This window comes from Mycoplasma phocoeninasale, from assembly GCF_012934885.1.
In the GTDB taxonomy this organism is placed as follows: domain Bacteria; phylum Bacillota_I; class Bacilli_A; order Mycoplasmatales; family Metamycoplasmataceae; genus Metamycoplasma; species Metamycoplasma phocoeninasale.
Genome location: NZ_CP051480.1, coordinates 679,260 through 705,836 on the forward strand (window position 1 = coordinate 679,260; position 26,577 = coordinate 705,836).

Annotated in this window: 23 protein-coding genes and 2 tRNA genes; 12 read left to right on the forward strand and 13 right to left on the reverse strand. The window is 28.9% G+C overall.

All coding sequences use genetic code 4. The annotated features are described in order from the left end of the window. Positions 1 to 79: 79 nt before the first annotated feature. The 7 genes from HGG64_RS02725 (at position 80) to HGG64_RS02755 (ending at position 10,321) form a co-directional block, all read left to right on the forward strand. A complete protein-coding gene (locus tag HGG64_RS02725) occupies positions 80 to 2,866 on the forward strand; it encodes an OppA family ABC transporter substrate-binding lipoprotein (protein ID WP_169580423.1) in 2,787 nt (928 codons plus the stop codon). 3 nt (positions 2,867 to 2,869) lie between these two features. Further along, positions 2,870 to 4,024 carry an ABC transporter permease gene (locus tag HGG64_RS02730; protein ID WP_169580424.1) on the forward strand — a complete coding sequence of 385 codons (1,155 nt, stop codon included), beginning with the start codon at positions 2,870 to 2,872 and terminating at the stop codon, positions 4,022 to 4,024. A 3-nt stretch (positions 4,025 to 4,027) separates the two neighbouring features. After that, entirely contained in the window at positions 4,028 to 5,314 is a 1,287-nt protein-coding gene (locus HGG64_RS02735) for an ABC transporter permease (RefSeq protein WP_169580425.1), read from the forward strand. Position 5,315: 1 nt separating this feature from the next. Further along, positions 5,316 to 6,473 (forward strand): oligopeptide/dipeptide ABC transporter ATP-binding protein, encoded by a 1,158-nt coding sequence (locus tag HGG64_RS02740; protein ID WP_205518375.1) that lies wholly within the window; start codon positions 5,316 to 5,318, stop codon positions 6,471 to 6,473. After that, positions 6,466 to 8,958, forward strand: a complete 2,493-nt coding sequence (locus HGG64_RS02745; RefSeq protein ID WP_169580426.1) for an ATP-binding cassette domain-containing protein — start codon at positions 6,466 to 6,468, stop codon at positions 8,956 to 8,958. Before HGG64_RS02740 ends, HGG64_RS02745 begins: the two co-directional genes overlap by 8 nt. Before the next feature lie 108 nt (positions 8,959 to 9,066). Next, positions 9,067 to 9,573 carry a hypothetical protein gene (locus tag HGG64_RS02750; RefSeq protein WP_169580427.1) on the forward strand — a complete coding sequence of 169 codons (507 nt, stop codon included), beginning with the start codon at positions 9,067 to 9,069 and terminating at the stop codon, positions 9,571 to 9,573. Positions 9,574 to 9,598: 25 nt separating this feature from the next. Further along, positions 9,599 to 10,321, forward strand: coding sequence for a triose-phosphate isomerase (locus tag HGG64_RS02755; protein ID WP_169580428.1), 723 nt, complete (start codon positions 9,599 to 9,601; stop codon positions 10,319 to 10,321). Between the two features lie 56 nt (positions 10,322 to 10,377). On the opposite strand, the gene HGG64_RS02760 is transcribed toward HGG64_RS02755, so the two are convergent. The 3 genes from HGG64_RS02760 to HGG64_RS02770 form a co-directional block, all read right to left on the reverse strand. Further along, a tRNA-Leu gene (locus HGG64_RS02760) sits at positions 10,378 to 10,462 on the reverse strand. A 5-nt stretch (positions 10,463 to 10,467) separates the two neighbouring features. Further along, positions 10,468 to 10,543: transfer RNA gene (locus HGG64_RS02765), tRNA-Thr, on the reverse strand. 90 nt (positions 10,544 to 10,633) lie between these two features. After that, positions 10,634 to 11,515, reverse strand: a complete 882-nt coding sequence (locus HGG64_RS02770) for a DegV family protein (protein ID WP_169580429.1) — start codon at positions 11,513 to 11,515, stop codon at positions 10,634 to 10,636. A gap of 113 nt (positions 11,516 to 11,628) precedes the next feature. Here HGG64_RS02770 and tyrS point away from each other — a divergent pair, with 113 nt between their 5' ends. Beyond that, positions 11,629 to 12,873, forward strand: a complete 1,245-nt coding sequence (tyrS, locus tag HGG64_RS02775; protein WP_169580430.1) for a tyrosine--tRNA ligase — start codon at positions 11,629 to 11,631, stop codon at positions 12,871 to 12,873. Positions 12,874 to 13,081: 208 nt separating this feature from the next. Here tyrS and rplS read toward each other — a convergent pair whose 3' ends face one another. From rplS to rpsP, 3 genes are read right to left on the reverse strand one after another with little or no spacing between them, the layout of a single operon-like run. Next, a complete protein-coding gene (gene rplS / locus HGG64_RS02780) occupies positions 13,082 to 13,438 on the reverse strand; it encodes a 50S ribosomal protein L19 (protein WP_114190769.1) in 357 nt (118 codons plus the stop codon). Further along, positions 13,428 to 14,108: a tRNA (guanosine(37)-N1)-methyltransferase TrmD gene (gene trmD, locus HGG64_RS02785; RefSeq protein WP_169580431.1), complete on the reverse strand. Its 681-nt coding sequence runs from the start codon at positions 14,106 to 14,108 to the stop codon at positions 13,428 to 13,430. The genes rplS and trmD overlap by 11 nt, the downstream gene beginning before the upstream one ends. A gap of 12 nt (positions 14,109 to 14,120) precedes the next feature. Next, positions 14,121 to 14,375 carry a 30S ribosomal protein S16 gene (gene rpsP / locus HGG64_RS02790; RefSeq protein ID WP_169580432.1) on the reverse strand — a complete coding sequence of 85 codons (255 nt, stop codon included), beginning with the start codon at positions 14,373 to 14,375 and terminating at the stop codon, positions 14,121 to 14,123. Between the two features lie 161 nt (positions 14,376 to 14,536). Here rpsP and HGG64_RS02795 point away from each other — a divergent pair, with 161 nt between their 5' ends. Next, positions 14,537 to 14,938: a cytidine deaminase gene (locus HGG64_RS02795; protein WP_169580433.1), complete on the forward strand. Its 402-nt coding sequence runs from the start codon at positions 14,537 to 14,539 to the stop codon at positions 14,936 to 14,938. Positions 14,939 to 14,973: 35 nt separating this feature from the next. Continuing rightward, positions 14,974 to 16,104, forward strand: coding sequence for a helix-turn-helix domain-containing protein (locus HGG64_RS02800; RefSeq protein WP_169580434.1), 1,131 nt, complete (start codon positions 14,974 to 14,976; stop codon positions 16,102 to 16,104). 105 nt (positions 16,105 to 16,209) lie between these two features. On the opposite strand, the gene HGG64_RS02805 is transcribed toward HGG64_RS02800, so the two are convergent. The 5 genes from HGG64_RS02805 to HGG64_RS02825 are packed head-to-tail and all read right to left on the reverse strand — an operon-like array spanning position 16,210 to position 21,152. Next, complete coding sequence (locus HGG64_RS02805; RefSeq protein ID WP_169580435.1) at positions 16,210 to 16,740, reverse strand: variable surface lipoprotein; 531 nt, start codon at positions 16,738 to 16,740, stop codon at positions 16,210 to 16,212. Between the two features lie 18 nt (positions 16,741 to 16,758). Beyond that, positions 16,759 to 17,292, reverse strand: a complete 534-nt coding sequence (locus HGG64_RS02810) for a hypothetical protein (protein WP_169580436.1) — start codon at positions 17,290 to 17,292, stop codon at positions 16,759 to 16,761. Between the two features lie 6 nt (positions 17,293 to 17,298). After that, positions 17,299 to 17,751, reverse strand: coding sequence for a hypothetical protein (locus tag HGG64_RS02815; RefSeq protein WP_169580437.1), 453 nt, complete (start codon positions 17,749 to 17,751; stop codon positions 17,299 to 17,301). Positions 17,752 to 17,770: 19 nt separating this feature from the next. Beyond that, a complete protein-coding gene (locus tag HGG64_RS02820) occupies positions 17,771 to 20,197 on the reverse strand; it encodes an OppA family ABC transporter substrate-binding lipoprotein (RefSeq protein ID WP_169580438.1) in 2,427 nt (808 codons plus the stop codon). A 25-nt stretch (positions 20,198 to 20,222) separates the two neighbouring features. Beyond that, a complete protein-coding gene (locus tag HGG64_RS02825; protein WP_169580439.1) occupies positions 20,223 to 21,152 on the reverse strand; it encodes a ZIP family metal transporter in 930 nt (309 codons plus the stop codon). Positions 21,153 to 21,237: 85 nt separating this feature from the next. On the opposite strand from HGG64_RS02825, the gene HGG64_RS02830 reads away from it, so the two are divergent. Both HGG64_RS02830 and HGG64_RS02835 read left to right on the forward strand, forming a co-directional pair. Then, positions 21,238 to 23,103 carry an MAG3240 family lipoprotein gene (locus tag HGG64_RS02830; protein WP_169580440.1) on the forward strand — a complete coding sequence of 622 codons (1,866 nt, stop codon included), beginning with the start codon at positions 21,238 to 21,240 and terminating at the stop codon, positions 23,101 to 23,103. Position 23,104: 1 nt separating this feature from the next. Next, positions 23,105 to 24,121 (forward strand): HxHSH motif-containing lipoprotein, encoded by a 1,017-nt coding sequence (locus HGG64_RS02835; RefSeq protein WP_169580441.1) that lies wholly within the window; start codon positions 23,105 to 23,107, stop codon positions 24,119 to 24,121. A gap of 41 nt (positions 24,122 to 24,162) precedes the next feature. Here HGG64_RS02835 and HGG64_RS02840 read toward each other — a convergent pair whose 3' ends face one another. Both HGG64_RS02840 and HGG64_RS02845 read right to left on the reverse strand, forming a co-directional pair. Beyond that, on the reverse strand, positions 24,163 to 25,614 hold the full coding sequence (locus tag HGG64_RS02840; RefSeq protein ID WP_169580442.1) for a hypothetical protein: 1,452 nt from the start codon (positions 25,612 to 25,614) through the stop codon (positions 24,163 to 24,165). Beyond that, positions 25,589 to 26,407, reverse strand: a complete 819-nt coding sequence (locus HGG64_RS02845; RefSeq protein WP_169580443.1) for a putative sodium/potassium/calcium exchanger — start codon at positions 26,405 to 26,407, stop codon at positions 25,589 to 25,591. The genes HGG64_RS02840 and HGG64_RS02845 overlap by 26 nt, the downstream gene beginning before the upstream one ends. Positions 26,408 to 26,577: the final 170 nt, after the last annotated feature.

The following is a 26,577-nucleotide window of genomic DNA, read 5'->3' on the forward strand; positions in this document are numbered from 1 at the left end:
AGTAACTAAATAATTAATCTATAATTATTTTATACATTTTGCAAAAGTTAAAAAAATACTAGCAAGGAGCTAAATTAAAATGAAAAGAAAATTAAAACTCTGATTATTTGGTTCGTCCGCATTTGCTGCGGCATCAGTTGCCCTAGTGGCGGCATCATGTGTTAAACCAGTATCCCTAAATAAACAGTATGTTTTCGAATATAACTCTCCCCTAACAAACAGTGCATTTGGATTTGATGCATCTAGAACATTCGGGTCATATTCTAGTTCTGGAACATGACAGTACACTGGAGGAGAACTAATTAGATTACAACCTCTAAATGAAGCGGAATTATTCACCGAATTAATCGATGAAGCAAGAGTAATGGTATTTACTAAAAAACCTGTTTTTGCAAGGTATCATCTAGAATTAGCAAAGGCAATAATCTTGACTGACGCAAACGGTGAAGTTAGTGTTTTTGACAATGATAATTATGATTCTAATCCCCAACCAGATTCAATATCTCCGCAAAACAAACCATATTATCGAGATTCAACAATTAAGTTGACATCTAATGATGAAAGATCGGTTAACAGCATCAAATTTGATGAGACACTAAAAAAAGCAAAAAAATTCCAAATAGTTTTAAAAGATAATTTGAGTTGAGTAAATAGCAAAGGTGAAAAAACAAAATATCGGGTTGTTCCAAAAGATTACTGATATTCATGACTAAGAACATATTCACTAAATGCCACATATCGAAACAATAAAAACTTAGGTGGGGGATCTGATGCGCTTGATAAAAAGTTTAGAGATTTACTAGCACAACCAAATACTCCGGTGTTCACACCAACTGAGTCATATAACAATGATTATTTATACCGTTTATTTGGTATCGAAGTTGATAACTTTTTTGAAAAAGATAAATTTGTTCAAAAAATTTCAGACAAAGCCGATAAATATCAAGGTGAAGAATCAATTACTTTTGAAGGTATGAGTAACACTGAATCACAATTTTCTAGCTTTTTTGACAAATTGATCATTGATGGTGACTATACATTTATGCCAGCTCCTTCACAATTTATTGATGAATCAAATGAGACTAAATCACAGTTGATTACAACTTATATTGGAGAAAAAATTTCGCCAAGTGATGAAGCTGATTTTCGAAATGATATTGAAAAACTAGATCATAGTAAAGTTGCATATTTTACAGGCGCATATTGATATGGTGTTTCACAAGAATCAACACTATATGCTGGTCCATATTACATTAGTGAAGCTAAAAACTCACGCCAGGTAATGAAGAAAAATCAAAATTATTGAGATACTGAATGAGTTGGAGCTGATGACACAATTGATGAATTAGTTTATTCATATCAATCATCACCTATTGAAGCAAAATTATTCTCAGATACATCATTTAATAAATATAGTCAAGGCACAGTAACGGAAATCGCTTATTCAACACTTTCGGCAACACAAAAAAGTACTATAGCCAGAAATGCTAAAAAGTTTGGACTAAGACAAATTAGAAGAAAAAACGATAAGTCGCCATTCTATAGAATGGTTACTACACCGTTTGTTAACTCGGGTTTAAATAATTATGGATTTAACGATGCTTATGCCAAAATAATGTGAGGTAAGACTGTCGATGAAATTAACAAAGGTGACATAGATCCTACAACATTCATATCTGGCACAGGATTGAGTTTTAGAACAATTCTACATAGCGCAATTAACTGAGACACCTATGCTTCAATTATTACTTCAGGTCAATCACAGTCATGAGTCGCTAAAGTGCCTGATGGCTCGAATATTAATGGCAGTGACCAAAGTACGGCAAAAATTAAAGTAACCGAAGATGTAGCCGACCAAATTAATGCCTTATCAGCAATAGACGTCGATGGAAATAAAATTGATTTCGGAAGTGATTTAGGAAAAATGCTACTGCCTTCAAAAAACCAAGAAGCTATTAAAAATAAAGCAAATACAATTGATAAATTAAAATCAGCAGGATTTTTAAAACTTCAAGAGGAAATGAAGAGATTAATTGATAAATTTGATATAGATAATCCATCATTTGCAAATCAAAAATTCGAAATATATTACTTCTTTCCATTCACCAATGTTCCCGACACTTTTTTAAAGGGTTGAAATGAAGTTATGGAAGTTGCAAAACAACTAAACCCAAGAATTGAAGTAAAAGTAAAATACTTTACAAACGCAACCAACCCCGAATTTAACAAGTGAAGATTTAGTGGTGTAAACGGCTCGCAAATTGTGTCATGAACAAATGATTACAATGGAATTGGAAGCTCATATGATGGGCTTTCATGATCAGCATCGCTAATTCCAACATTAATTAAAATACATAACGATAACAACGAAAAATTTAAAGAATCATTCCCAAGAATACATGAGTTAGTTGAGAGTTTGATTAAACACGAAAAAGAAAATCCAACAAATTTCTCGATTCCATTTTTAGATTTAGATAAAATTGATACAAAATGAGTAGGACAAGAATTCACTTCTGCCATCTCTGAATATGAATTTAAACTAAATCCTGCAAATAAGAAATACGAGGCTGTATTAATAGATGGTAAACCAAAACATATAACCTCTAAAGACAATAAACCACTTACTGAACCATATACATGATCATCAATATTCTGATTACAATTTAACCGTAGTAAAACAAATGCTGAATTGACAGAATTAATGCAAGAAATTGCAACCTTTGTACCATTTGACTTTACTTTCTCAATTACAAAGGGTCGAGATACATATGGAAAACAGTTAATTAATAGTCAATATATTGTTCCAAATATTACAGGATCTTCATCATATCAATTCCAAGAATGAAAAATTAAGAAAGGTAATTAAACTATGTTCAGATACATTAGACAGAGAATACTATTTGCTATTCTAACATTATTTATTATTTCTTTCTTTGTCTTCATACTAATCGCCGCATTTGGCCCGAATCCAGTGCAACAGTTGGCAGAAAAAGAATTCAATAAACATTCAGGTTCAGGAAAGTCATTTGCTGAGATTCTCAGAATGCTCGAGGTCGAGAATGGAATTAGATATTTAAATAGTGATGGTACAGCCGGAGAAAAAATTCCAATTTTTGTCAGATACTTTATGTACATTGGAAAGATTTTCACTAAAGGTGACTTTGGATTCGTAATTGATTCAGCTAACAACCCAGATCCATCAAACTACCGTACTATGAGTCAACTATTCTTTACACCATTAAGATATACACTATTAATTACTTTCCCAACCTTTATTATTAGCACAATTTTAGGAATCACTATTGGAGTATTTGCGGGATACAAACGAGGAAAATGATTTGATAACGTTTCAAACCTATTTGTTTTAGTTTTTATCGCAGTACCTTCATTTATTATTGCTCCAATTGCCATAACTATATCAATTAGACTTGGAATTTCAGCAGTAGTACCACGACTAGGCGATCAACCATTTGGAGTTGTTTTCTTAGCATATCTACCACCAATTATTGTAATGTCGCTTTCATCACTAGCAGCATATGTGACATACACGAGAAACCAAGTTATCTCAGTTTTAACCTCAAACTATGTTTTAATTGCTAAAACTAAGGGGCTTAACTCAACACAAATCTTCTTCAAATACGTTTTAAGAAATATCTCAATTCCACTATTTTCATTAACATTTGGATCATTTGTTGGATTACTATCAGGTTCAATTATTATTGAAAAATACTGACAAGTTCCAGGAACATCAAGTGTTATTGTTAGTGCGTTCCCAAGTGGTGAAATATTTGTTGTTATGTTCTCAACATTATTCTTCACTTTTATCTCATTAATTGCTGAAATTATTGTTGATATCTCATTTGTATTATTAGATCCAAAGATTAAATATGCTTCAAAAAGCAGAAAGAATTATTACTTATTCTTTAAAGCTTATTTAGAAAGAAGAAAACTGGCCAAAGATTTATATAAATTAGAGGCAGTAAAACAACTTACAAGCTCAAATAACAAGGAAGGAGTCAAATAAATTATGGATGAACAGTTAATCAAAACGTTTAACAAAAAATATAAAATTAATACTACTTTAGCATCCAAATTTAATTTTGTTGCTGATAAAGATAAGCTTCAGACTTCTTCAATTGCAGGAAAGCCTAAAAAATTGATTGTTGAAATTCTAAAAAGATTTTTTAGAAACCCTGTTGTATTAATTTCATTATTTGTTTTTATAACAATAATTTTAATCTCATTAATTATTCCTGCTTCATCGTCATTTGTTGCGAGGGACAAAATTACTGGATCTGATTATGTTAGATCACTACCTCCATACTATCAACCAAATGTTGAACTGGTTCTAGACTCAACAAACGACGATATATTTAGGTTATATCAAAATATATCTGAGCAGGCCAAAGTCGACCCACAGTATAAACAGTGGCTTAACTTCTTTCTTTCCTCATTTAAATATGAATTAATTGACGGAACAACAAGCATAAAAATTAACTACAATGCCTATTCATTAGTTATAGCCGCTCACATCAACCAATTTATTAATGATGCTAGAAATGCTGGAACAGTTTTAACAGACGCTGATATTCAAGCAGAATTTGCTAAACAAACAGCAATCTACTCAAAAGTTCTATTAGGCACATCTTCAACTGGCTATGATATTTGAACAACATCATGATATGCAACTTGAAGAGCAGTAAAAATTGCCTTAATCGTAGTCTTATTAGAAGGAATTATCGGTATATCAATTGGAGCATTTCTTGGTTTCCATGCCGGAAAATTAATTGACACAATTGTTATGCGTATAATCGGAATATTTACTTCACCACCAACACTAATTTGAATCTTGTTATTTGTTTCTATAATTGGAGCAAAAGAATGAGCATTAATCTTAGCCTTAACAATCGTTGGATGACCAGGATTTGTTGGAATTACAAGATTATTTGTAATTACCGTTAAGGATGAAGAGTACATCACTGCTGCTAAAGCCATTGGTGCTTCAACCGGTCGTCAAATCTTTGTACATTCACTACCAGCCATTGTCGGAAAAATCGCCAACTCATTAGTTAAATCTGTCCCAAGTGTAATTCTATGAATTGCTTCGCTAGCATTCTTAGGGTTCTTTAAAGAAGATGGTGATATCAACTTAGGTCAAATGCTAATCGAAGCTTCTGCTGAATCAGGGGCTAACCTTTGAATAACAGCACTACCTACAATCATACTTTTACTTTTATCACTATCACTTAACTTTATTGCTCTAGGAATTCATGATGCTCTTGACCCTAAAGTAATTAGAAAAGGAAGGAAATAATATGAAATCTAAAAAAAATCATCCATTAATAGATAAAATTAAAACCTTCTTTAAAAATAAATTTCAAAAAAAAGAGCTTGCACTAGCAGCAATTAAAGCACCAAAAATGCCAGATAACAAAATTCTTGAAGTGAGAAATCTACACGTTAGTTTTTTACAAGGACGTAAGAAAAGTATTCACATTGTTCGTGGTATTGACTTAGATGTTTATCGTGGTCAAATTGTTGGATTAGTAGGTGAATCAGGATCCGGTAAATCAGTGACTTCAAAAACATTAATTAATGTTAATGAAAATGGTATTATTAGCTCCGATAAAATTCAAATTGATGAGTATGAATTAACCAATATTAAAAAACCTAAATTATGAGAATATGTTCGTGGCCAAAAAATTGGCTATATTCCTCAAGATCCACTAACAAGCCTAAATCCAACAAGAAAAGTCGGAGCACAACTACTTGACGCCTTGAATAATAACAAAGAATGAAAAAATAAACTTTACACTGAGAAAAAAGAATATTTAATTAAATTGCTTAAAACTTTTGGACTAAGGGAAGCAGAAAAAATCTTTCTATCATATCCACATACTCTATCAGGGGGGATGAAACAAAGAATTGTTATCACCATGGTTGTCGCTTTAAAACCAGATCTAATTATTGCTGATGAACCTACAACTGCTCTTGATCCAACTGTTCAAGCCAGTGTTCTAGCACTTTTTGAAGATATTAGACAAAAAATGGGGATATCAATTATTCTAATTAGCCATAACATTTCAGTTATTGCTAAATTCTGTGATTACATCTATGTTATGTATGCCGGCAGAATTGTTGAAAAAGGACTGAAGGAAGAAATATTCACCAATCCTGCTCACCCATATACATGAGCGTTAATTAGTGCTATTCCGGAATCAAAAGATGAAAAACTTTATAATATCAAGGGAACACCGCCGGATATGGCGAATTTACCACTCGGAGATCCATTTGCTCCAAGAAATGAATATGCTTTAGAAATTGATTTTCTAAAAGAACCACCACTAATCGAAATCACTAAAACTCACTCAGCAGCGACATGACTTCTAAGTCCTGAAGCACCAAAAATCACCTTATCAAAGGAATTAACCAAACGTTTAGAATTATTTAAGAAGGCATTTAACAATGGATAGAATAAAAGAGAATAAAAAAGTTATATTATCAATTGATAATCTAAAAAAATATTTTATTAGTCAAGGCTCGATAAATAAAGCTGTTGATGGCGTTTCTTTTGATTTACATGAAGGTGAAATAATTGGTTTAATTGGTGAATCAGGTTCAGGAAAAACAACAGTAGGTCGAACTATTTTAAGACTTTATGATGATTATAATGGTTTTGTTCGTCTAAATGACAAAATCATTTCAGGTAAAAAAATTAGTTATCAACTTAATAAGTTTTTACGTAAAAATGTGCAGATGATCTTTCAAGATCCACATGCATCATTAAATGGTCAACAAAACATTTATACAATTTTAAAAGAACCACTAGTTGTTAATGGAATTTTAAAAACTAAAATTAAGGATATTTTTAAAGATTGACTGCAAGTTAAAAAAGCCTTTAAATATTCATTTCAAATTCAAGCAATGCAACTTGAACTTCAAAACCTAATTGAAATCAATAGTTTGGCAAAACCATTATTTAACAAATGAGTTAAAGAGTTTCAAGAAATGAAATTTGATACTGACTTAAGCAAAGAAGACAATTTCACCCTGTTTTTCGGTTACTTAGAAGAACGTCAAAACGTTGAGAGTCTTATTATTAACCAGATGTATTCAAATAGCTCGCAATTAATTGATTACTACTACGAAATGCAAAGAAGATATCGTAATGATGAACTAGAAAAAGTAGAACTTGACTATACTCGTGCTAAAGAACTTATTCGTAAGGAAATAATGTTAAGCAAGGTATCAGTTAAAGAAATTAAGGCTAGAGAAGAGCTTAAAAAATTAAATAATGAAATAAAAGAATTAAAGCAATCGCTAAAAGAATTGAGAAATGAAAATACAAATACTTTCATAAACTTTATTAATGAAAATAAAAATGAAGCTAGTTTAATTAACATCGCTAGATTGATGTCAACTGATTTAGAATTTTATTCATATAATCTAAAAAATGAACTACTCTTCTTGAAAAAAGCAAAAATTTTAAAACATATCAAATCATTATGCCCATACCTACGTTTTGAAGAAATTCGTGAAATTTCTACAAAATTAAATGAATACAGCAAAGATTTCTACTCAAGTCACCTACAAGATTTGAAATTCTCAAAAAACTTAAAACAAACCATTCATAATTTACTAGATAATAACTTTAAGTTTGGCTTTGATAAATACAAAAAGATGTCGATATCAGAGAAATCAAATTGAGATAAATTATTTAACAAAAAGCATGATAAAATCAAAGAAGTTAAGAAAAGCATGTTAGTTAAAGAATTACCAAAAAACAGTAAAGACGACTTAGAAAAATTCTTTGAAAAGACAAAAACAATTGAAGAAAAATATGAATCTGCGCGTTTGAAAATGCTAGTTTCCTATAAAGATCGAATCAAAGATTTATACGAAAAAATTAATAAACAAACCGAAATTTATAAGGATCTTGTTGAAAAACAAACTTTTTGTAATAAAAAATATGAATTTTTCAAAGAAGAGTTTTTTAAATATGTCAACTTAATGGCGAAAGAAAAAATTGATGCTGAAAAAGCAAAAATTACTTCACTTTCAGCTACAAAAGAAGATATCAAAAAGAATGCGCAAGCTATCAAGCGTGCTAACAATGCAATTAGAAAACATGAAAAAGAACTATCATTATCACTAAAAATGTATGAATCTGATATTTCTTTAAAAGAGGACACTTTAAAATCATTTGATATTGAAAAAACATATTTAAAACGTGACATTAAAAGTATTTATGTTTTATTAGGAATTGATCTAAAATGAGTTGAAGAAAATCTTCAAGCAAATAATAAAAATTCTAAATGAACAGAAAGATATAATTTCTTTAATAGTGTTTTCTCATTCCCGATTGCCAAAATCCTTGTTTCGGAATTATTGAGTAAAATTATTATTTATAAATCACTAGAAGACGTTGGCTTATTAAAACAATTTGCCTATCGTTACCCACATGAATTTAGTGGTGGACAGCTACAAAGAATTGTTATTGCTAGAGCTCTAATCACTGAGCCAAAAGTAATTGTCGCTGATGAACCTATTGCATCACTTGATATTTCTATTCAAGCGCAAGTTGTTAATCTACTAAAAGAGTTATGTTTAAAGAAAAATATTGGATTAATATTTATCGCCCACGACTTAAGTATGATTGAATATATTGCCGATAAAGTTGAAATTATGCACCTTGGTAAAATTGTTGAAAAAGGTAAGACTGAATCAATTTATGCTAACCCAGTCCACCCATATACTATTAATCTATTTAAAGCAATTCCAAAAATTTCTAATGCTAATGAAAAATTTGAAAATGTTTCTTTTGCTTTAGATTATTTGGATGCACAACAATTTCCGAATATTCCTGAAATATTTAAAGTTGAAGATGATCACTATATTTACGGAACAAAAGACCAAGCTAGTGAATGGATTAAAGATTCACAAAAGCATAATCGTTAAATCGACAAAAATATCAACTAAAGAATGCACATATTCGTGCATTTTTGTATTAATTTATATTCTTATTTATAAAAATTGATATTTCATATAAAATATAAATAATTAACAATGAAAACACAATTGACATCTCGAAATAAATTCAAATCATACTGAAAAAATGGCTGAACAGCAGCAACTATAAGTTATTTTTCTATATCAATTATTTTTTATTTATCACTAGTACTAATCGTTCGGTTTGCCTATAAGGGCGAGAACCAAAAAGATTGGCAAACGGCCATTACCGTTTCTTTTGGAATTTGCTTAGCAATTAATACTTTAATTATTCTAGTTAGAAAAGGTTTAGGACGTGGCCTATTTCGTCCATTAATTGATCTTAACCGTAGTAGAATAATCAACAGTCGTGCTAAGAGTAAATACACTAATTCAATGACACAAGCAGAGCGAGATAAAATACTAAATCGCGAACGTCGTGAATATGACATGGAACTTAATAATAAAGCTAAAAATCGTCAATTCAATGAGACAAATAATTTATGCTTTTATTTACTAATTGCAATTTCAATATTTGCGTTTTTAATCTTAATTCCATTCTTCATTTTAAGAATTAGATGGTAAAATTGTTTGCAAACGAGGTGATAAGATGAAATACTTAATAGCAAATTTAAAAATGAACCTGACATACTCAGAAAGCGAAAACTACATCAAAAAAATTGAAAATGCATATCAGCAATCAGAGGTTAATGGCAATGTTCAGTTAGGAATGGCGTTTTCATATGACGCAATTTCTTTGTCGAATAAATGTAAAAAAAGATCTTTTTGGTTAGGATCACAAAATATTGGTCATAAAATTCAAGGGGCACTAACTGGTGAAGTTTCAATTAGGAGTGCTGAAGAGCTTGGGCTTGATTTTGTTATAATCGGTCACAGCGAGCGTCGTCTTTGATTTAATGAAAATAATGAACTAATTAATCAAAAGCTAGCACTAGTGGAAAAAACTAATTTAAAAGCAATTTTATGTATTGGCGAAAATCACGAAGAATTTAGCAGCGGTAGAACTGAAGAAGTAATAAAAAATCAATTAGCAGCAGCTTTAAAAAACGTTAACATTTTTGATAAACTATTAATTTCATATGAACCCGTATACTGTATTGGTAACGGTGTTATTCCGGAAAAAGAGCATATTCAAAAAATTGTTAATTTAATTCATAGTTTAACGAATAAGAATATTCCTATATTATATGGTGGATCAGTATGTCAAGCAAATATCCTAGAAATTAAAGAAATTGAAAATCTTTCTGGTTTTCTAGTTGGAACAGCTGCCATTAAAGCGGAAGATTTCATTGAACTTTCAAAAGCATTGTAAATACAAAAAACAAGATCAACAAATTGTGATCTTGTTTTTCTTACAGTGTCCTGATATGGTACGCGAGGAGGGACTTGAACCCTCACGCCGTAAAGCATTAGTGCCTAAAACTAACGTGTCTGCCAATTTCACCACTCGCGCATTTATGGTGCCGTTTATAGGACTTGAACCTACGACCTACTGATTACAAGTCAGTTGCTCTGCCAACTGAGCTAAAACGGCTTAATTTTGTTGCCTTATTATTATATAAAAAAATTATTTTTTTTACAAAAAATTTAATAAAAAAGTTAGTTTAAAAACTAACAGATTTTTTTAATATAATTTTCCTATTTTATGAAACTTATCTTGAATTGATTTTTTAATTTTGGCAAAAGTAAGACAGATGGCTCCAATTCCGGCATGGATTGCAATATCAGTTGAAGTTTTTACGGTCATTATCTTAAATTTATTTTCAGTGATCTCCTGTGCCTTTGGTACTAAGTAGTCTAGGTCATTGCTGTTTGAGTGAATAAATATTAAATGAATTTCAGAATCATTTTTATCAACTTTGTCATAGATATCTTTAATTTGTTTTTCAATTGATTTTAAAAATACTCTTCCAATACTATCCTTTTCTAAAATTCCATTTTCCAGTTTAATAATTGGAACAATTTTTAGCAATTTAGCAATTGCTGCCGCCGTTTTAGAAAGTCTTCCTCCCTTAACTAAGGCATCATTATATTTTGGAATAACTAGTAAACGTTCATGTGGTTGACTAAATATTTCAATCGCTTTTTCAAAACTATCACCATTTTTAAGACTTTCTTCAAACAATAATAAGTCCCTAACAATTAAATATGAAATTTTTTTTGATTGAACAACAAAAACCTTATCATTGTTCTGAAATAGTTGTGTTAAGTTAGCAACTTGTGATGAAAGCTCAGTTGATATGCCATAGATAATTATTTTGTCATAATCATCTAGGTATTTATTAACAATGCTCTCTGAAATTCCTGGAGGAGTAGCATAGGTTAATGCTTCAACTTTTTTATTAGCATTTCAAATTTCCTCAAATTTGTCAACATTCATGTCAACACCATTTTGATAAATTTTTTTGTCAATTTCACTTTGAATTGGCAGTAATTCTCATCCGAAATCATTTGCCGCTTCTTTAGAAAGTCCGGCTGATGAATCTAGTATTATCTTAATTTTCATTTTATTTCTTCTCTCCTTTAATATCTTGTTTAATATTAAATAAATATATTATAATATGTTATGTATTTTATTTATTCAAATAATGAATCCAATTAATAAACCGAAGGAAAACAATGGAAAAAGATATATTAATTGACCTAAAAAACCGCAAGATTTTTAATAATATTTCAAGTGAGGAAAAATTCTATAAATTGCCTAAAAATTCTGCTGTGTACAGTGGCTTTGATCCAACCGCTAAAAGTTTACATTTAGGTAACTACATTCAAATAGTTTCGCTACTTAGATTTAAAAAATATAATTTCAACCCCATTGCAATAATTGGTGGTATTACCGGAATGATTGGTGACCCTAGTTTTAGAAATAGCGAGCGTGAATTTCTTGATAGTAAGGTTTTAGAAGAAAATAAGGCTGCGGTTAAGAAACAACTTGAATCATTTGGTTTAAAAGTTATTGATAATTATGATTTTTATCGCAATTGAACATTAGTTGATTTTTTAACTAAAATTGGTAAATTGATCAATGTTAATTACTTATTAGAAAAAGAAAGTATTGCTACAAGACTGGCATCTGGCTTGAGCTTCACTGAATTTAGTTACCAATTAATTCAGGGGTGAGATTTTAAAACTCTATTTGAACAAAATAATGTCAAGATTCAGTTAGGTGGTTCAGACCAATGGGGAAATATTACTACTGGTCTTGAAATAATTAGAAAGATTCACGGCGAAAATGCCAATGCCCTTGCGATTACCACTAATCTTTTAGTTGATGAAAATGGCATTAAATTTGGAAAAAGTACTGGCGGTGGTTCACTTTGATTAGATAAGAATATGACTTCACCATATGCAATCTATCAATTTCTGCTAAATCAGGGAGACAATAAAATCGAAGAATATTTGAAATGACTAACTTTTTTAGAAATTAGTGAAATTGATAACATAATGACACAACATAATTTTGATAGAAAACAAAGAATTGCCCAAAAATCTTTAGCCTATGAAGTTGTTAAAGATATTCACTCAGAAGAAATTGCTAAGCACTGTATCCAAATTAGTGAAGCCTTATTTTCAAAAAATGCCGATCTGGGGATGACTGATATTGAAATGCTGTTAGGCTTTTTAAAAGTTTATGAAGTTCCATCTAACCAAGAAAAATTCATCGATTTTATTAAATTTTCGGGAATATCATCTTCTAATCGCGAAATTAGAGAATTCATTGCCAAAAAATCATTTGAAATTGATGGTAAAGTCATTGAAGATGAAAATGAAATTATTATCTTTAAAAAATATAATAAAAAATATGCATTGCTTAAAAAAGGAAAAAAAGAGTTTATTATTTTAAAAAATAATTTAGATAAATAATTAGTTAACACCAATACAAAATAATAACTTTTATCTCATAATCACAAGCTAAGATAGCTTGTTTTTTTATCTTATTTTTTCTTATTTTGATTTTTAACACCTTTGTTTTATTTGACAATTCAATAAGGAATTAAATCATTTAAGATAAGGAATACTGTCGTAAGGTTGCAAATAAAAATCAGCATGATGCTGATTGAACTTACCATTATTATTTGGTTTTTTTAATTTCTTTAAGTCTAGCACTCTTGCCTTTAAGATCTCTCATGTAGTATAATTTAGCTCTTCTAACTTTGTTTCTACGAATTACTTCGATATTTGAAACAAGTGGTGAGTTAATTTTGAAGATTCTTTCAACACCAATTCCGTATGAGTCTTTTCTTACTCTAATTGATTTATTAATACCTTCACCATAAGCAGCAATAACCAAACCTTCAAATACTTGAATTCTTTCTTTATTGCCTTCTCTAATTCTAACGTGAACTCTAACATTATAACCTTCTCTAATTTGAGGAAGGTCGTTTCTGATTTGATCTTTTTCCACTAATTCTAATAATTTAGCTCTCATGTTTTTTCCTTTCTATAATATCTTTACGATTTTTTAAAGTTTTTAAATAAGCATTTTCTTCTCGTCATTTTTTAATTAAAGCATGATTTCCACTTAAAAGCACTTCCGGCACTTTAAAACCCTTATAAATAGCTGGCTTAGTATACTGCGGATAGTCAAGTAGACCACCATCGCCCTCAAAGCTTTCATTTTCATAACTTGATTTGCGAAGCACACCAGGAACTAAGCGGGCAATGGCTTCTGCTACAGTCATTGCTGGGATTTCCCCGCCAGTAAGAACATAATCACCAATTGACAGTTCTTCATCAACAAAGTTTAGCACTCTCTCATCAAAGCCTTCATATCTTCCGCAAACAAGGGTGATCTCTTGGCATTTTGCTAATTCATGAGCCTTTTGCTGATTAAATACTTTTCCCTGTGGACTTAATAGAATTTTATACGCTTTTGGATTTTGTGCTAATGCTAAATCAATTGGCTCAACTTGCAAAAGCATTCCATCTCCACCACCATAAACTGTATCATCAACTTTGTGGTGTTTATCTTTTGAAAATAATCTAAAGTCAATGACATTAATTTCGATGTGTCCCAATTTTATTGCTTTAGCAATTATGCTTTCATTTAAAAATGCATCAAAGTATTTGGGAAATAAAGTTAAAATGTTTATTTTCATATTCAAATTAAATTATTTTTTTGATAAATAATTAGCGTAAAAATTATCTTGTTTTAATAATGTTCTAACGGTTTCAGTTGGTTTTGCACCTTCTGATAGATATTTAGTAATTAGTTCTTTTTTTAGATTTAAGTCTTTTTTATGAGGATCATAGTATCCTAGTTCTTCGATGAATTTTCCATCACGTGAACTTCTCGCATCAGCAGCAACAATTTTATATGTCGCATAGAATTTTTTTCCAGTTCTCTTTAGTCTTAATTTAACCATAATATTTCCTTTCTAAAAGTTTTTAACAATTTAAAGACTAGTTTATTTTACCATATATTTCATAATGTTAAGCAAAATTACTTGACACTTTTACAAGAAAATAAACTAAGTCGAAATTTCCCGAATTATGCCATTTTTCGAATTGTGTTATAATAATAAATATGAAAACTATAGATATATTAAAAGATAAATTAAAATACGCATATTCTCCATATTCAAATGTAAAAGTTGCTGCTTTAGCAGTAACTGAGGATAATCAAGAATATTATGGAGTCAATTGTGAAAACGCCGCTTTTCCAAGCGGGCTATGCGCTGAAAGATCGGCACTATTTGGTTCTGTTGCAAATGGTGCTAAAGTTGGTTCATTTAAAGAAATTCATGTAATCAGTAATTTAAATCATGTTTTATTTCCATGCGGAGCTTGTTTGCAAGTTATCGCGCAATTTCTAAAACCTGATGGGCTTGTTTATTTATATGATAATGAGCTAAAAGACAAAAGAGTTTACACACTAAAAGATGTTTTTCCTAATGCTATTGTCGACAGTAGTATTAAAAATCATTAATATTTTATTTTACTTATGTTAAGAGGTAGCAAATAATGGCAGAACAACATGTATGTGATATGAAACATATAAAAACTCACGGTAAAGATTTTGCAGATGAAATTAAATATTATTTAAACAAATATTCAATTTCTCAAAAAGAGTTAGCTTTGAGGTTGGGTCTTAGTATCAAACATATTAATTCAATATTGCAAAACAATGTTATTGATGTAAGCGTTTCAGTCCTAGAGGCACTGGAATATGTCTTTCGTTTAGAAACTGGAACATTAACAGAAGTTTATCATGTCTACTCAAATTTTAAAAATGCATATAATCTAGACAATATCGAAAAAACATTAACTGAATTTGGTGTCAATTTCTTAGTTGATCACCCTGAGCTAGCAATTGCTGCGAATATTAGCATATATGAATCAACTCCTTCTCACATTAAATTAATGATGATTAAGCGTTTTTATGGAGTATCAAAATTGTCATATTATAATGATTACTTGCGCGAACATGTTTTAGCAGATGAATCACATTACAAAAGTCCAAATACAAAAATTTGAATTAGATTTTGTGAATTATTAGCTTCATCAAATAATAAAATTGAGAATTTTGGTTCATTTAGAAAGTTAATGTTTCAGACCATTTTTAGAAAGATTTTGAAAATTATGGTTAACATAAACTTATCATTTGAACAAAAAATTACTATGATTAAAGAAGCGCTTTTAATCAAAGGTATTGTTTTGGTAACTATGCCATTTATTGAGAATAGTTTAATAAATGCTATCACTCTAAAAAAAGGATCAAAGAGATATATCTTTTTATCTGATATGTTTCATTCTGAAGCTTATATATTTTATTCACTATTACATGAAATGATTCACTGTTATTTTCCAAATTATGATGAAAATCAAATTGATGAAAGACTGTCTAAAGAATATGAAGCATTTGTCAAGGTCAAAAAAAATATTGAATATGATATTATTGGTGAAGCAATCAAAGTTCATCGCGACTTTATCAAGGCAAAACAAGAAAATACTAATGTCGATCTCGGAATTTTTTGAACACCGTTACAGGAAAAATTCCCTTATGTTGCCTTCGAAGAATTAAATGTTACTGAAGAGATAAAGAATTCAGATAATGATGAAGGGGATGTAAGAATAATTAGCTGACCAGAATAGTGGATAGGTCTGATAATGACTTTATGTGTTACTAATTAATAGCAAAAAAAAAGATAATAAAAAAGCCAATAATTAATTGGCTTTTTAATTTAAGTTATAAAAATACTAAGTGATTTCTAGATTTACCGTGTCAGTTGTTTCTAGTGCTAAATTTCTACTTGGACAATAGACAGAAAAACTTATGCATGGAACATTGGTAATATCTGAGGTTTCAAAGTAGATTTTTACAGGATGTCCCCAGATATTTTCTCTACCCATTTTAACTTCAAAATATTTTTTAAATTCTGGGTCATTCATGATTTGCTTGTAAGATAGAGCACGTTCATGAGGGCCTCTTTTATTAGAATCGTAACTCTTATATTTTTGAATTAGTGAACCAATAATTTTGTTTCTTTCTGGGGCAGAAAGATTTCTTCCCTCTTTAGTGGTGTTAAATTGAAAACTGTTTTTAACATATTCCAATTGTGACGCACTCAAAAACCCTTTTACTTCTTGGTTTAGATTTAATTGGCGCGGATTAACCGGCTTCTTTTCATTATTAGTACTATCACTAGTAGTATTTTTACATGATACCGCTATTAACGGTACTGCTGCTACTATTGGCAAAAACGATAAAAATATTTTTCTTTTTTTCATAATTTTGCCTCCTTAAATTTATAAATATATTTGTCTAATATCTTCAATCGGGTGACTCTTATTAACAATATTTAGTGATCTAATCTTGTATTCTAAGTATATCGGATGCTTAGAATTTTTGTCATCTGAAACCTTGATTTTAAACTCGAAATAATGATTAGTAAAGTCACTCTGTTTTGGTATCTTTACTAAAAAGTATTTCATAAATATTTTATCATTAATTAAATTGCTGTGGTCTTGATTAGTGGAATATTTAGTGATTAATTTTTGTAAAATAACCTTTAGGTCATTAATATTGGCTTTTTTGCCCTCTTCCGTTAGCTTTAGGGAGGTATTATCATAAATATTTTCTAGCTTAGTTGTTGACATTAAACTAACAGTTTCTGCCACGAAATGATGTGCTAGATTACCACATGGACATGGAGCAGATGATGATAGTTTAACAGTATAATCTTTCTTAACATCTGACAAAGCAGTTAAAATAACAATCGGGACAATGGCTGCCGCAGCAGCAGCCATACTAATCAACGTCATTTTTTTACTTAATTTCATATAATTTTAACCTCTTTCTAGTCCAACAAATTCATCTTTTATTTCATCTAGTCCTGTAAAATCAAAACAAATTACGTCATATCGCATTTCTACGCTACGAGTTATATTATTTACCTTAAATCTAATGTCAATTCGGTGACTTAAAGTAATTTTAGAAATATCTGGTACTTTAGCAGAAAAATATTTTCTAAATTCAGGCTCATGTTGAATTCTGTTGCCATCTCCATTAAATTTTTTGTTTAGATCATTTATAATATCCATCAATTGTGAATCATTCATTTTTCTTCCCTCTTTAGTTAGGGAAAAGTCGATTCCTTGTCTTATACTGGCTAACTGACTTGAATTTAAAAGTCTACGCTTTGGTTCTCTTTTAAAAGGACTTTCGCATGATAAAGCAACAACAGGAATTACTGCAATTGGAATGATTCCTAAGACCCCATAAATACTCTTCTTTTTCATATTTAAATTATATTCCTTTCTAATTATTTGATTCTATTAATATATCTTGAAAGTAGTCCAAACCATCAAAAGCAATTGGCTTTTGAATAAATTTTTGGTAAATAATTTTATCAAAGGTTTCATTGGCTATTTGATTTTCAAATGATAAGACATAAGATATCGTATTATTAATTTCATTAATAAAGTTAATATTATCTTCTAGTTTTAGTTTTTCTAGATAAGTGGTAGTTTCTCGCTGTATTTGCTGTTTATGAGCTTTAAATCAATCATTAAACTCTTTGATACTACCATGATCAAAATTTAGTTTGTGAGTCTTTAAAAACTCTAAATATTTTTTCATCTCTTTAAAAATATTTGCGTCAGTAAATTGATAGTTATCAAGATTGTTTATGAACATAAAAATATTAGAATTTAAAGATAGTATTTCTGTAATAATGAATTCTTGAGTATTGGCTTTAAGTAGTTTGAAATCATTTTCTTTATAAATTGATTTATTTTTTAGAAAATACTCTTCATATTGATCAAAATTTTCAATCAATACTATTTTTGGCTTTAAATGTTGGTTTATTTGGTTAAATATTGAGTTGATTTTAGCAACTATATTTCTAATGCTAGCATTGATAGCAAAAGCCTTAATTGGAATGTCAAATTCGATATTTTTAGCATTTGGATTTTTTTGATAGTAGTCTTCAATAATTTGGTTTAAGTATTTTTTAATTATTTCGAAATTGTGTGGTTTCAATTTTTTTGAAATATTATGATTATCAACTGCATTGGCGTAATCTTTATTTTTAAATTGATAATTGTTAGCAATTGTATTAATTTGATTACCTTGTTTTTCAGTGGCAATATATGGCTTTGAAATATTAACTAAGGCATCACGTAAGAAGTTATAATTTAATCCTTGACTCGATGCTAAGATATTAATATCTTCTGGTGCTTGACTTAACCATATATCATCATTTTTTTCACTAAATCCATACTGATTAATTAAATTGTTGATTAGTGTTCTAAAAATATAACTTTCAGAGCTATTAATTTTTCTAACATTTAGATCTTCAGTTAGTTCATTTAATTTGACGCCATAATAAAGTTCGCTAAAAGTGCTGTTAAAATAGTGATCTTTAGCAATTGGGAGTAAATTATTGATAATCTTATTGTGCGGTTGATATTTCTTTACTTGTCGGCTATAACCAATGTTATATTCGGCATATTTCGTTAATATTTCTTGCTTTTGGTTAACATCTAGTGCATTAAAATTAAGAGACGATACAATGTTTTGTGAAAAAGCATTATACATTTGTGTTCCAAAAGTTGAAGTTGATATGGGTATAGAGTTATATTTAATAGTAATTTTTTCCAAGTCATTTTTATCTGGACGATAGTTTTTATTTCTAATTAAGTTTATTTCATTATTGGCGTTTGAGGAAATAAAATAATATGACGAATATAGTCTATTTTTGTAATTTGAAGCATAGTCAAATAATCAGCTTATTTGCTGTTTTATATTGCCATATTTTTTTACAATGTATTCATACGGTAGGCCATCAACAAAATTTGTGTATAGAAAAATATTTTTAAAGAAATCACTTAAATCTCTCTGTTCATTATTAATTGTGAAAAAATTCAAACTATCAGATTCAAAATCAAGTAATCTATTAAGATCAATATGATATGAATTTAAATATGAAATAAAATCATTGCTAAATAAATTTTCATTTTCACTAATTAATGATTTTTCATCTTCACTAAGTTCTAAGTTATGATCAGTTAGTCATTGGTTTCTGAAATTTTTGTCTAGTAAGGCAGTTTTAAGAATATTTAGCTTAAAATCGTTTGCACTAAGGAAGGTTTTATTTTCGAAATTGCCCTTGTAATCTATTCAAAATCCTTGGTTGCTATCAACTGTTATGCTAAAACCTTTACTATTAGCTAATGCCTTAAAAAAATCTGGATGATTAATTGAATTTTTATCGGATGAAGGAATGAATAAGTATGGTAAATTAAAGCCGTTTCCTTTATCTTTTTTAGGATAAAAAATATTCGGTTTTGGTTGATCTTCTGATTCATATGATACTTCATCAGTTAAGTCATTCGAAAATGTTTTAATTTCATTATTACTACTAATTTTTATTGATTTAGCATACTCAAATTGATAATTAAGCTCAGTTGGTTTAATAACAATGCTATCTCTAAAATCAATTTGTGGTTGTTGTTTGGTTTTTATTCTTAGCAGTTTTGATTCAGACATCAAGTTAATTTTTTGAATGTTATCAGAAGCAGAATTCGCTTGGTAAGTAGCTAAGTAATTATAATCATTAGCATAGTTAACATGGTCTATGAATGTTCTTTTTTCTTGATTAAAATTATTTTTTTCACAACTCACCACTACTAAGGGTGTTAGCACCATTAGTGGAATAATTAAATGTAAAAATGTTTTTTTCATATTTATTTCTCCTTCATTTGCTTATTTATGCGACATGCCCGTGAAAACTTAGCAATACGACTGTGAAAACAATAGCTAATGCGAAGATTGAAAAGGTTGTATAAAGTATTTTTGAACTTTGATTTCTGGCATGAATAAATTCGGGGATAAGTTCGAAAACTGACATAAAAACAATAATTGAACCACCCATAGCAAATAAAGCTGGGGTTACTCATTTAGTTAAATCAAATTGTCTTCCTAAAAATGCTCCAATAAACATAAATGGAATAATTAGTAAAAAAGTTAAAAAGTTATACAAAATAGCTTTTCCTTTTTTTTCTCCATATTGAATTTGACGATAGTAAACAATGATTACCTCAATAACAATGTGGATATTAAAAGAGATTAGAAGCGGAATGGCTGATCGATATCCAATTCCTCTTAGTGTGAGTGAATAAATTGAATATCCTATAAAAATACCATCAATAATCCGATGACTTAAAATCATTATTATGGCTAACCACGCAGCTTTTGGATTGTCCACATCCTTAATTGAAATAAGGTGATCTGAGTGCGAGTGCTCGGCGTGATCATTGTGAATATTTACATTTGATTTTTTTACGATTTTAACAAATAAAAATCTACCTAAAATTACCATAGACAATCCTATTAAGGAACTCAATCCTATGATAATAGCGGTTCATATATTAAACTCTAAATCACTATTAAATAAGTTGTGATTATTTTTCATTCTAGTAAATGCTTCTTGCAAAAATCCGACGGATCCAATCATTAAAAACATTCCAGCTGAAAAAGCATATAAATAAATATTGCCTTTATTAGATGATTTCATTTTAAAAGATGAAAGAATACCTAGAATAATTGTAGGAGCTACTAGCAAAATTGCTATGTATATCAAAAGATTAACAAATATACATAAATATAGATTTGGTATTATATCTGTACTAATAAACATTATCGTTTGACTCCTTCATATTTTTCAAATTATACATTATTTTTTTAATTTAACGCCAATAAAAAATGATAAAATTATATAAATTATGAAAAAAACAAGACTATATCCCTTAATGCTAATAGCACCATTTGCAGCGATTTTACCCGCTGCTATTTCATGTTCAGTAACGAAAAAAAGTGAAGATCAAGGCTATTTAGACATCAAAAAAATTTCGAGAGTTTATTTAAATCGGCTAAGTTTAGGCCAAATCGCATCACTTCATAATAATGAGAAGATTTTTTACTACTATGATGACAATGATAAAAAACAATATTTTGACTCAGCAGCGGTTGAAAATAATCAATTAATGCTTATAAAAAATCAAAATGAAAAAGTTAAATACAATTTGGACTTTCCTGTCAAGAGTTCATGAAAACAAATTTTAAGCCAATTTAATAACTTTAATATTATCGAAAGTAATGAACAAAGCAATATCGACGACTTTTTAAATGAATATACCTTTGATCAAATCGATACAGCAAATGGTTTTAATGATGAATGATTTTCAGTTTTAGCTGAAAAAAATCAACATGATTATAATCAATCAGGAGAACCTTATTTTTCTGATATTCAAACGATTATTTTCCGTTTTATTCGCGACATTGACATTAATTTTTCGATAATGAATCGAAGATTTATTGTTAATTCAGACCGTGAAAGAACACTATTTAGTTCATTATTTCAAACTCAGTATATTCAAGCAAAGGAATGATTGAAGCAAGATGACCAAAAGAAGTTATTTTTAGAACTGCTAGAACTTTATTTAAATAAGTTTAATGTTAATGTTAAGAAAATCATTGTCGATTGAAATAAGGCTAAAGTTAGAACATCATATTCAGGTGCAACTGATTATGTTGAATTTGAGATTGATGATATTCTGGATTGGAATAATAATTCAATCATGCCTCAAGGCAAAAAAGCAATTAAGTACTATATTAATAATTTCAGAAACTATAACACTGCTCAGAAATTTGGTGTTGGACAAAAGCTGGAAACTAAATACCCTTTGTTTACTGACTATATTTCCAATCCTCTTCTTTATATTAATGGTGGTAAATATTTAAATGTTGTTGATAATATTAACTATTTCATTAAGGGAGCGACCTCAATTGATTACTGAAATGCAAAAGGCTTGATGTATTTATTTTCAAATTTCAAAGATGAATTTTTCTACATTGAAGTTCCAAAAGACAAACAAAAAGTGGATAAAGAATATCAGATTGTTGATTTTAATTTTAACAATTACTTCAACACTAACCAATTAATTGAAGCGACCGTGAAAGTTACAAGATGGGATAATAGTTTTGAATACTTTACCTGAATAAGCTCAAATTTTGATGACCATGGCCACCGCTTAAAAGGGATGATTGTTAACAATGTCAAACCTGAAGATGTTCAAGTAAGTGATATCTTTAGTTATAAAAATAAAATTGAGGAGGCTCCAGAAGGAATTAAACTTAGTGATTTTATTAAAGTCAAAGATACTGACACAGCATTTCATATTTTACTTGAAAAAGCTGGAGAACATTTAGAGCAACTATTTTCATATTGAGATAATGATAGCCGTCGTAACTATGAAGCCGCAAAGTTAACCACTGATTCATTTCAAGTTAAAGTTTTGGCAGCTTATTTTAACAACTATCTACTAGCATATGCTTTAGAAAATGAAAAGGGTAAAATTCACAGTGGCGTAAAAAGAATTGATGTAAATGTTATTCCTGATCAATCACAGTTCGGAAGAGTATATTTGAGATTAGATTTTATGGGATTTGCTTCCGATAATGATTTAAAGTTTAAATCAGAAAATGAAAAAAAATATCAGTCGGTTTATCTATATTGAAATGGCTTCAAAGGTTACAGTCAACCGCTTAATAAACTATTTGAAGTTGATAGAATCGAGAGGGGAAAATAGCATGAAAAAGAAATTACTACTCGGCATATTACCACTTTTATCATCATTACCAATAATTGCTGTTAGCTGCAGTAGCCATATAAATGAAGATAAAGAACCAAAACTACATTTTGACAACGATGAAGATATTGAAAGCAACGAAAAGCAAGAAATTGAAATCAAAAGCCCATTACCTCAACAAATACTGAAATTATATAATGAAGATGCAACCGAACTTTTTAATAAAACTAAAGAAAATTATCGAAATTATCGTATTAAATATCTACCACTAAAAAGAAATGTTGAAATTCTTAGAAATAAATTAATTTCACTTGCAAGAGAGCAAAGTATTAAAAAAAATTCAGAGGCTGTTACAAAATTCTATGAAAAATGACTGAATAATGATCTTAAAACTCTAAGAGGTAACCCGTTTGGAATTTTTCTTTTCAAATACACATTAATTTTTCAAGATGTTGATGCCGTGCTGGCTGATACTAACTTAGTTTTTGAATCAAAAGAATTTATTAAGCATCTTGAAGTTATTGATAAAAGAACCTTAGGATTTGACATTAATTTAGGAGAAGTGCAAAGAAGTATTAATGCTGCTTGATTATTTCTAAAATCTCATATTTATGATCCATCAAGAATTACTAAAGCTGAAAATTTGAAAAATATAAACATTGATTCTGATAAAAACTCGCATAACCATTCACACGCTATTATAAATTTAACGTATGAAATGGGGCTATGACATGAAGAATTAATGAAGCACAATGCCAAGCAACTTAAGGATTTCAAATCAGAATTTGAGAAAATACTTCCTAATATTGTTGATAATGTTAACCACATTGAATATGAAAATAACTTTAATAAAATCTATGAAATTTTATCAGGAGATAATAGTTGAAATAATAAATTCAATTTATTAAAAAAATCATTTCAAGATGATGGCAGAACTCTTTTACTAAAAATCAAGGATCTTTTAGAGCAAATTGCTAAAAAAGATAATTTGTTAAATGACATTTCACTACCATTATAAAAAAATCAAGAGAAGGTTAATTTTCCCTCTCTTGGTTTTTATTAAATATTTAGAAATAAATTTGTACTTTCCATTACTTCAATTTTTTCATAATTATCAGAAAATATATCATTATCACTATTTAATATAAATGTGATTTTGTATTTGAAATTCACGTTAAATCTTTTATCATCTTCAACCAAGGTCATATTTATTTTTACTGGTTCAATAAATATTCCCTCTATTATCAATAATTCCTTATGTGTAAGAGGTTCCTCTAAAATTGTATCTTTTTTTAGTTTCTTTATTGCCAAATCAAGACCATCATGTTTGAATAATCAAAAAGAATATTTCCCCTTAAGATCATAACCATTAGAGCTTCTTTTAAAGACGTCTCATCTTTCAAATTTGAAGTATTGTATAATATCATCACTTATTTCAAGTTCATTTGTGCCCTTATCAACAGATTTTTTTAAATATTGTTCCTTATATAAATTTTCTAATGTTTTTTTAAAAAGATTATTAAATATATCATTGATTAATAAAAATCTTTTACCATAATCTTTAAAAATGTCATTATCTTTTATTTTTAAAAATCCTGTTATATTTTCATTTTTGGTGTTCATACTCATAATTGTTTGATCATTATGTTCATATGATACCCTGTATGATAAAAATAGGGTTCCAGTTAAGTCATTTGATTTTACTTCAACAATATCAAGTGAAAAATCCCCATTACCGCCAAGATACTTATTTTTTATTTCATTATATTGAGGTCTATCAAAGAAATAATTAATGATAGTCTTATCTGTGTTTCATTTAGATTTGTAAATTGATGCAAACGTTCTAAGATTAATTGAACTTATATTAACTTTTTGTTCTTCCAAAATATAATCCAATACTTCTTTTGCATTTACGCTTTTCAGGTTTTTAACTAATATTCTATTTTGCTTAATTTCCGCAGTATATGATTTCTCTTGTTCATTAAGCTCTTTGGTTTTGTAATTAAAACTAAAATCTAATGAAAGAGAGCCACGAATAAAAGTTATACTTTTTATTTTTGCTAAATTTTTTTTATGAAGGTCATTAATTAAAACATTGTTATATTTGATATCTATATATTTTAAAATTTCTGATTCCTCAAGATTTTTTAAATCATCGATATTTTTAAGATTTTCAATTAAATTATTTTTGTTTATTGACGCATCAATATTTGTTGTTGTGCTTATAATAATTTTTCTAAAATCCGTTATCTTAGATTCCTTTATTGAGAATTCTCTATTTTCAAATAATCCGTCAATTGACAATAATATTTCTCCAGTTAAATCATTGAATTTTAATATTTTAATATTTTTAATTTGAATTTTACTTGATGAAGTATTTTTAAAATTTTCTAAATTAAGTGAAATAGGCTTGTTTTTGTCTAATCTTATGAGAGAAATAACCTCGTCTATTTGGTCTTTATTCAAATTTATAGGACCCAATGGTTTAGCATCTTCTTTTTTTGATATCATCTTGGTCAGGTCTAGGAAGTGGCATAGGTTTTTTGTTTTCTTCGCCTTTGTCTTCATCTCTTTTTTGATTATTTTTATCATTTTTTTCATCTTCTGGGATTGGTTTTGGTGCCGGAGATGGATTAAGATCTTCTTTTTTGTCATCCATATCAGGTTTTTGGTCTTGATTATGATTCTGATCACCTTTGTCATTAGCATCCATATCAGATTTTCTATCGTCATCATTATTTTTTTGATCATCTGGCATTGGACTTGGTTTGGCATTTTCATTATCTTTTGCCGAATCATTTTTTTCTTTATCAGCATCTCCATCCATATCAGATTTTTGACCATCACTATTATTTTTATCATCATCTGGTGCTGGAGATGGATTAGTGTTTTCATCTTTCTTATCTATATTAGGCTTAGGATTTGAATCCATTTCCTCTTTATCTTTGCCTTGGCCATTGTTCATATCATGTTTTTTGCTATCATCATCTTGTTTTCCATCATCTGGATTTGGAGATGGCGAAGAGTTATCTTCTTTTTTATCTGTGTTAGGTTTTGGTGGCATTTTATTGTCATTTTTTTCTTTATCACTATCAATATTAGTATTTGGATTTTTGTTGTTATTGGTATTTTTATTATCATCTAGCTTTGGAGATGGATTTGTGCTTTGATCTGCTTGTGAATTATCATTTTTATTAGGATCTTTGCCTGCATCGGTTTTATTAGTTCCATTTTCCTTATCATTAGGATCTTTTTCCTTTTTGCCATTTGAATTATTTGGAACAATACATGAAACAGCTATCATTGAAGATAGACTTATTGCAATGGGTGTTAGTACATATAGTGCTTTTTTTGATTTTTTTCATAATTATTTACCCTTACTATTTTGGTAAAATGTTTACCTTTATTTTCTTGTATACATATATATTTTATAATTATTATTACCAAAAATGAAAGATATTGCTTGTCAATAGA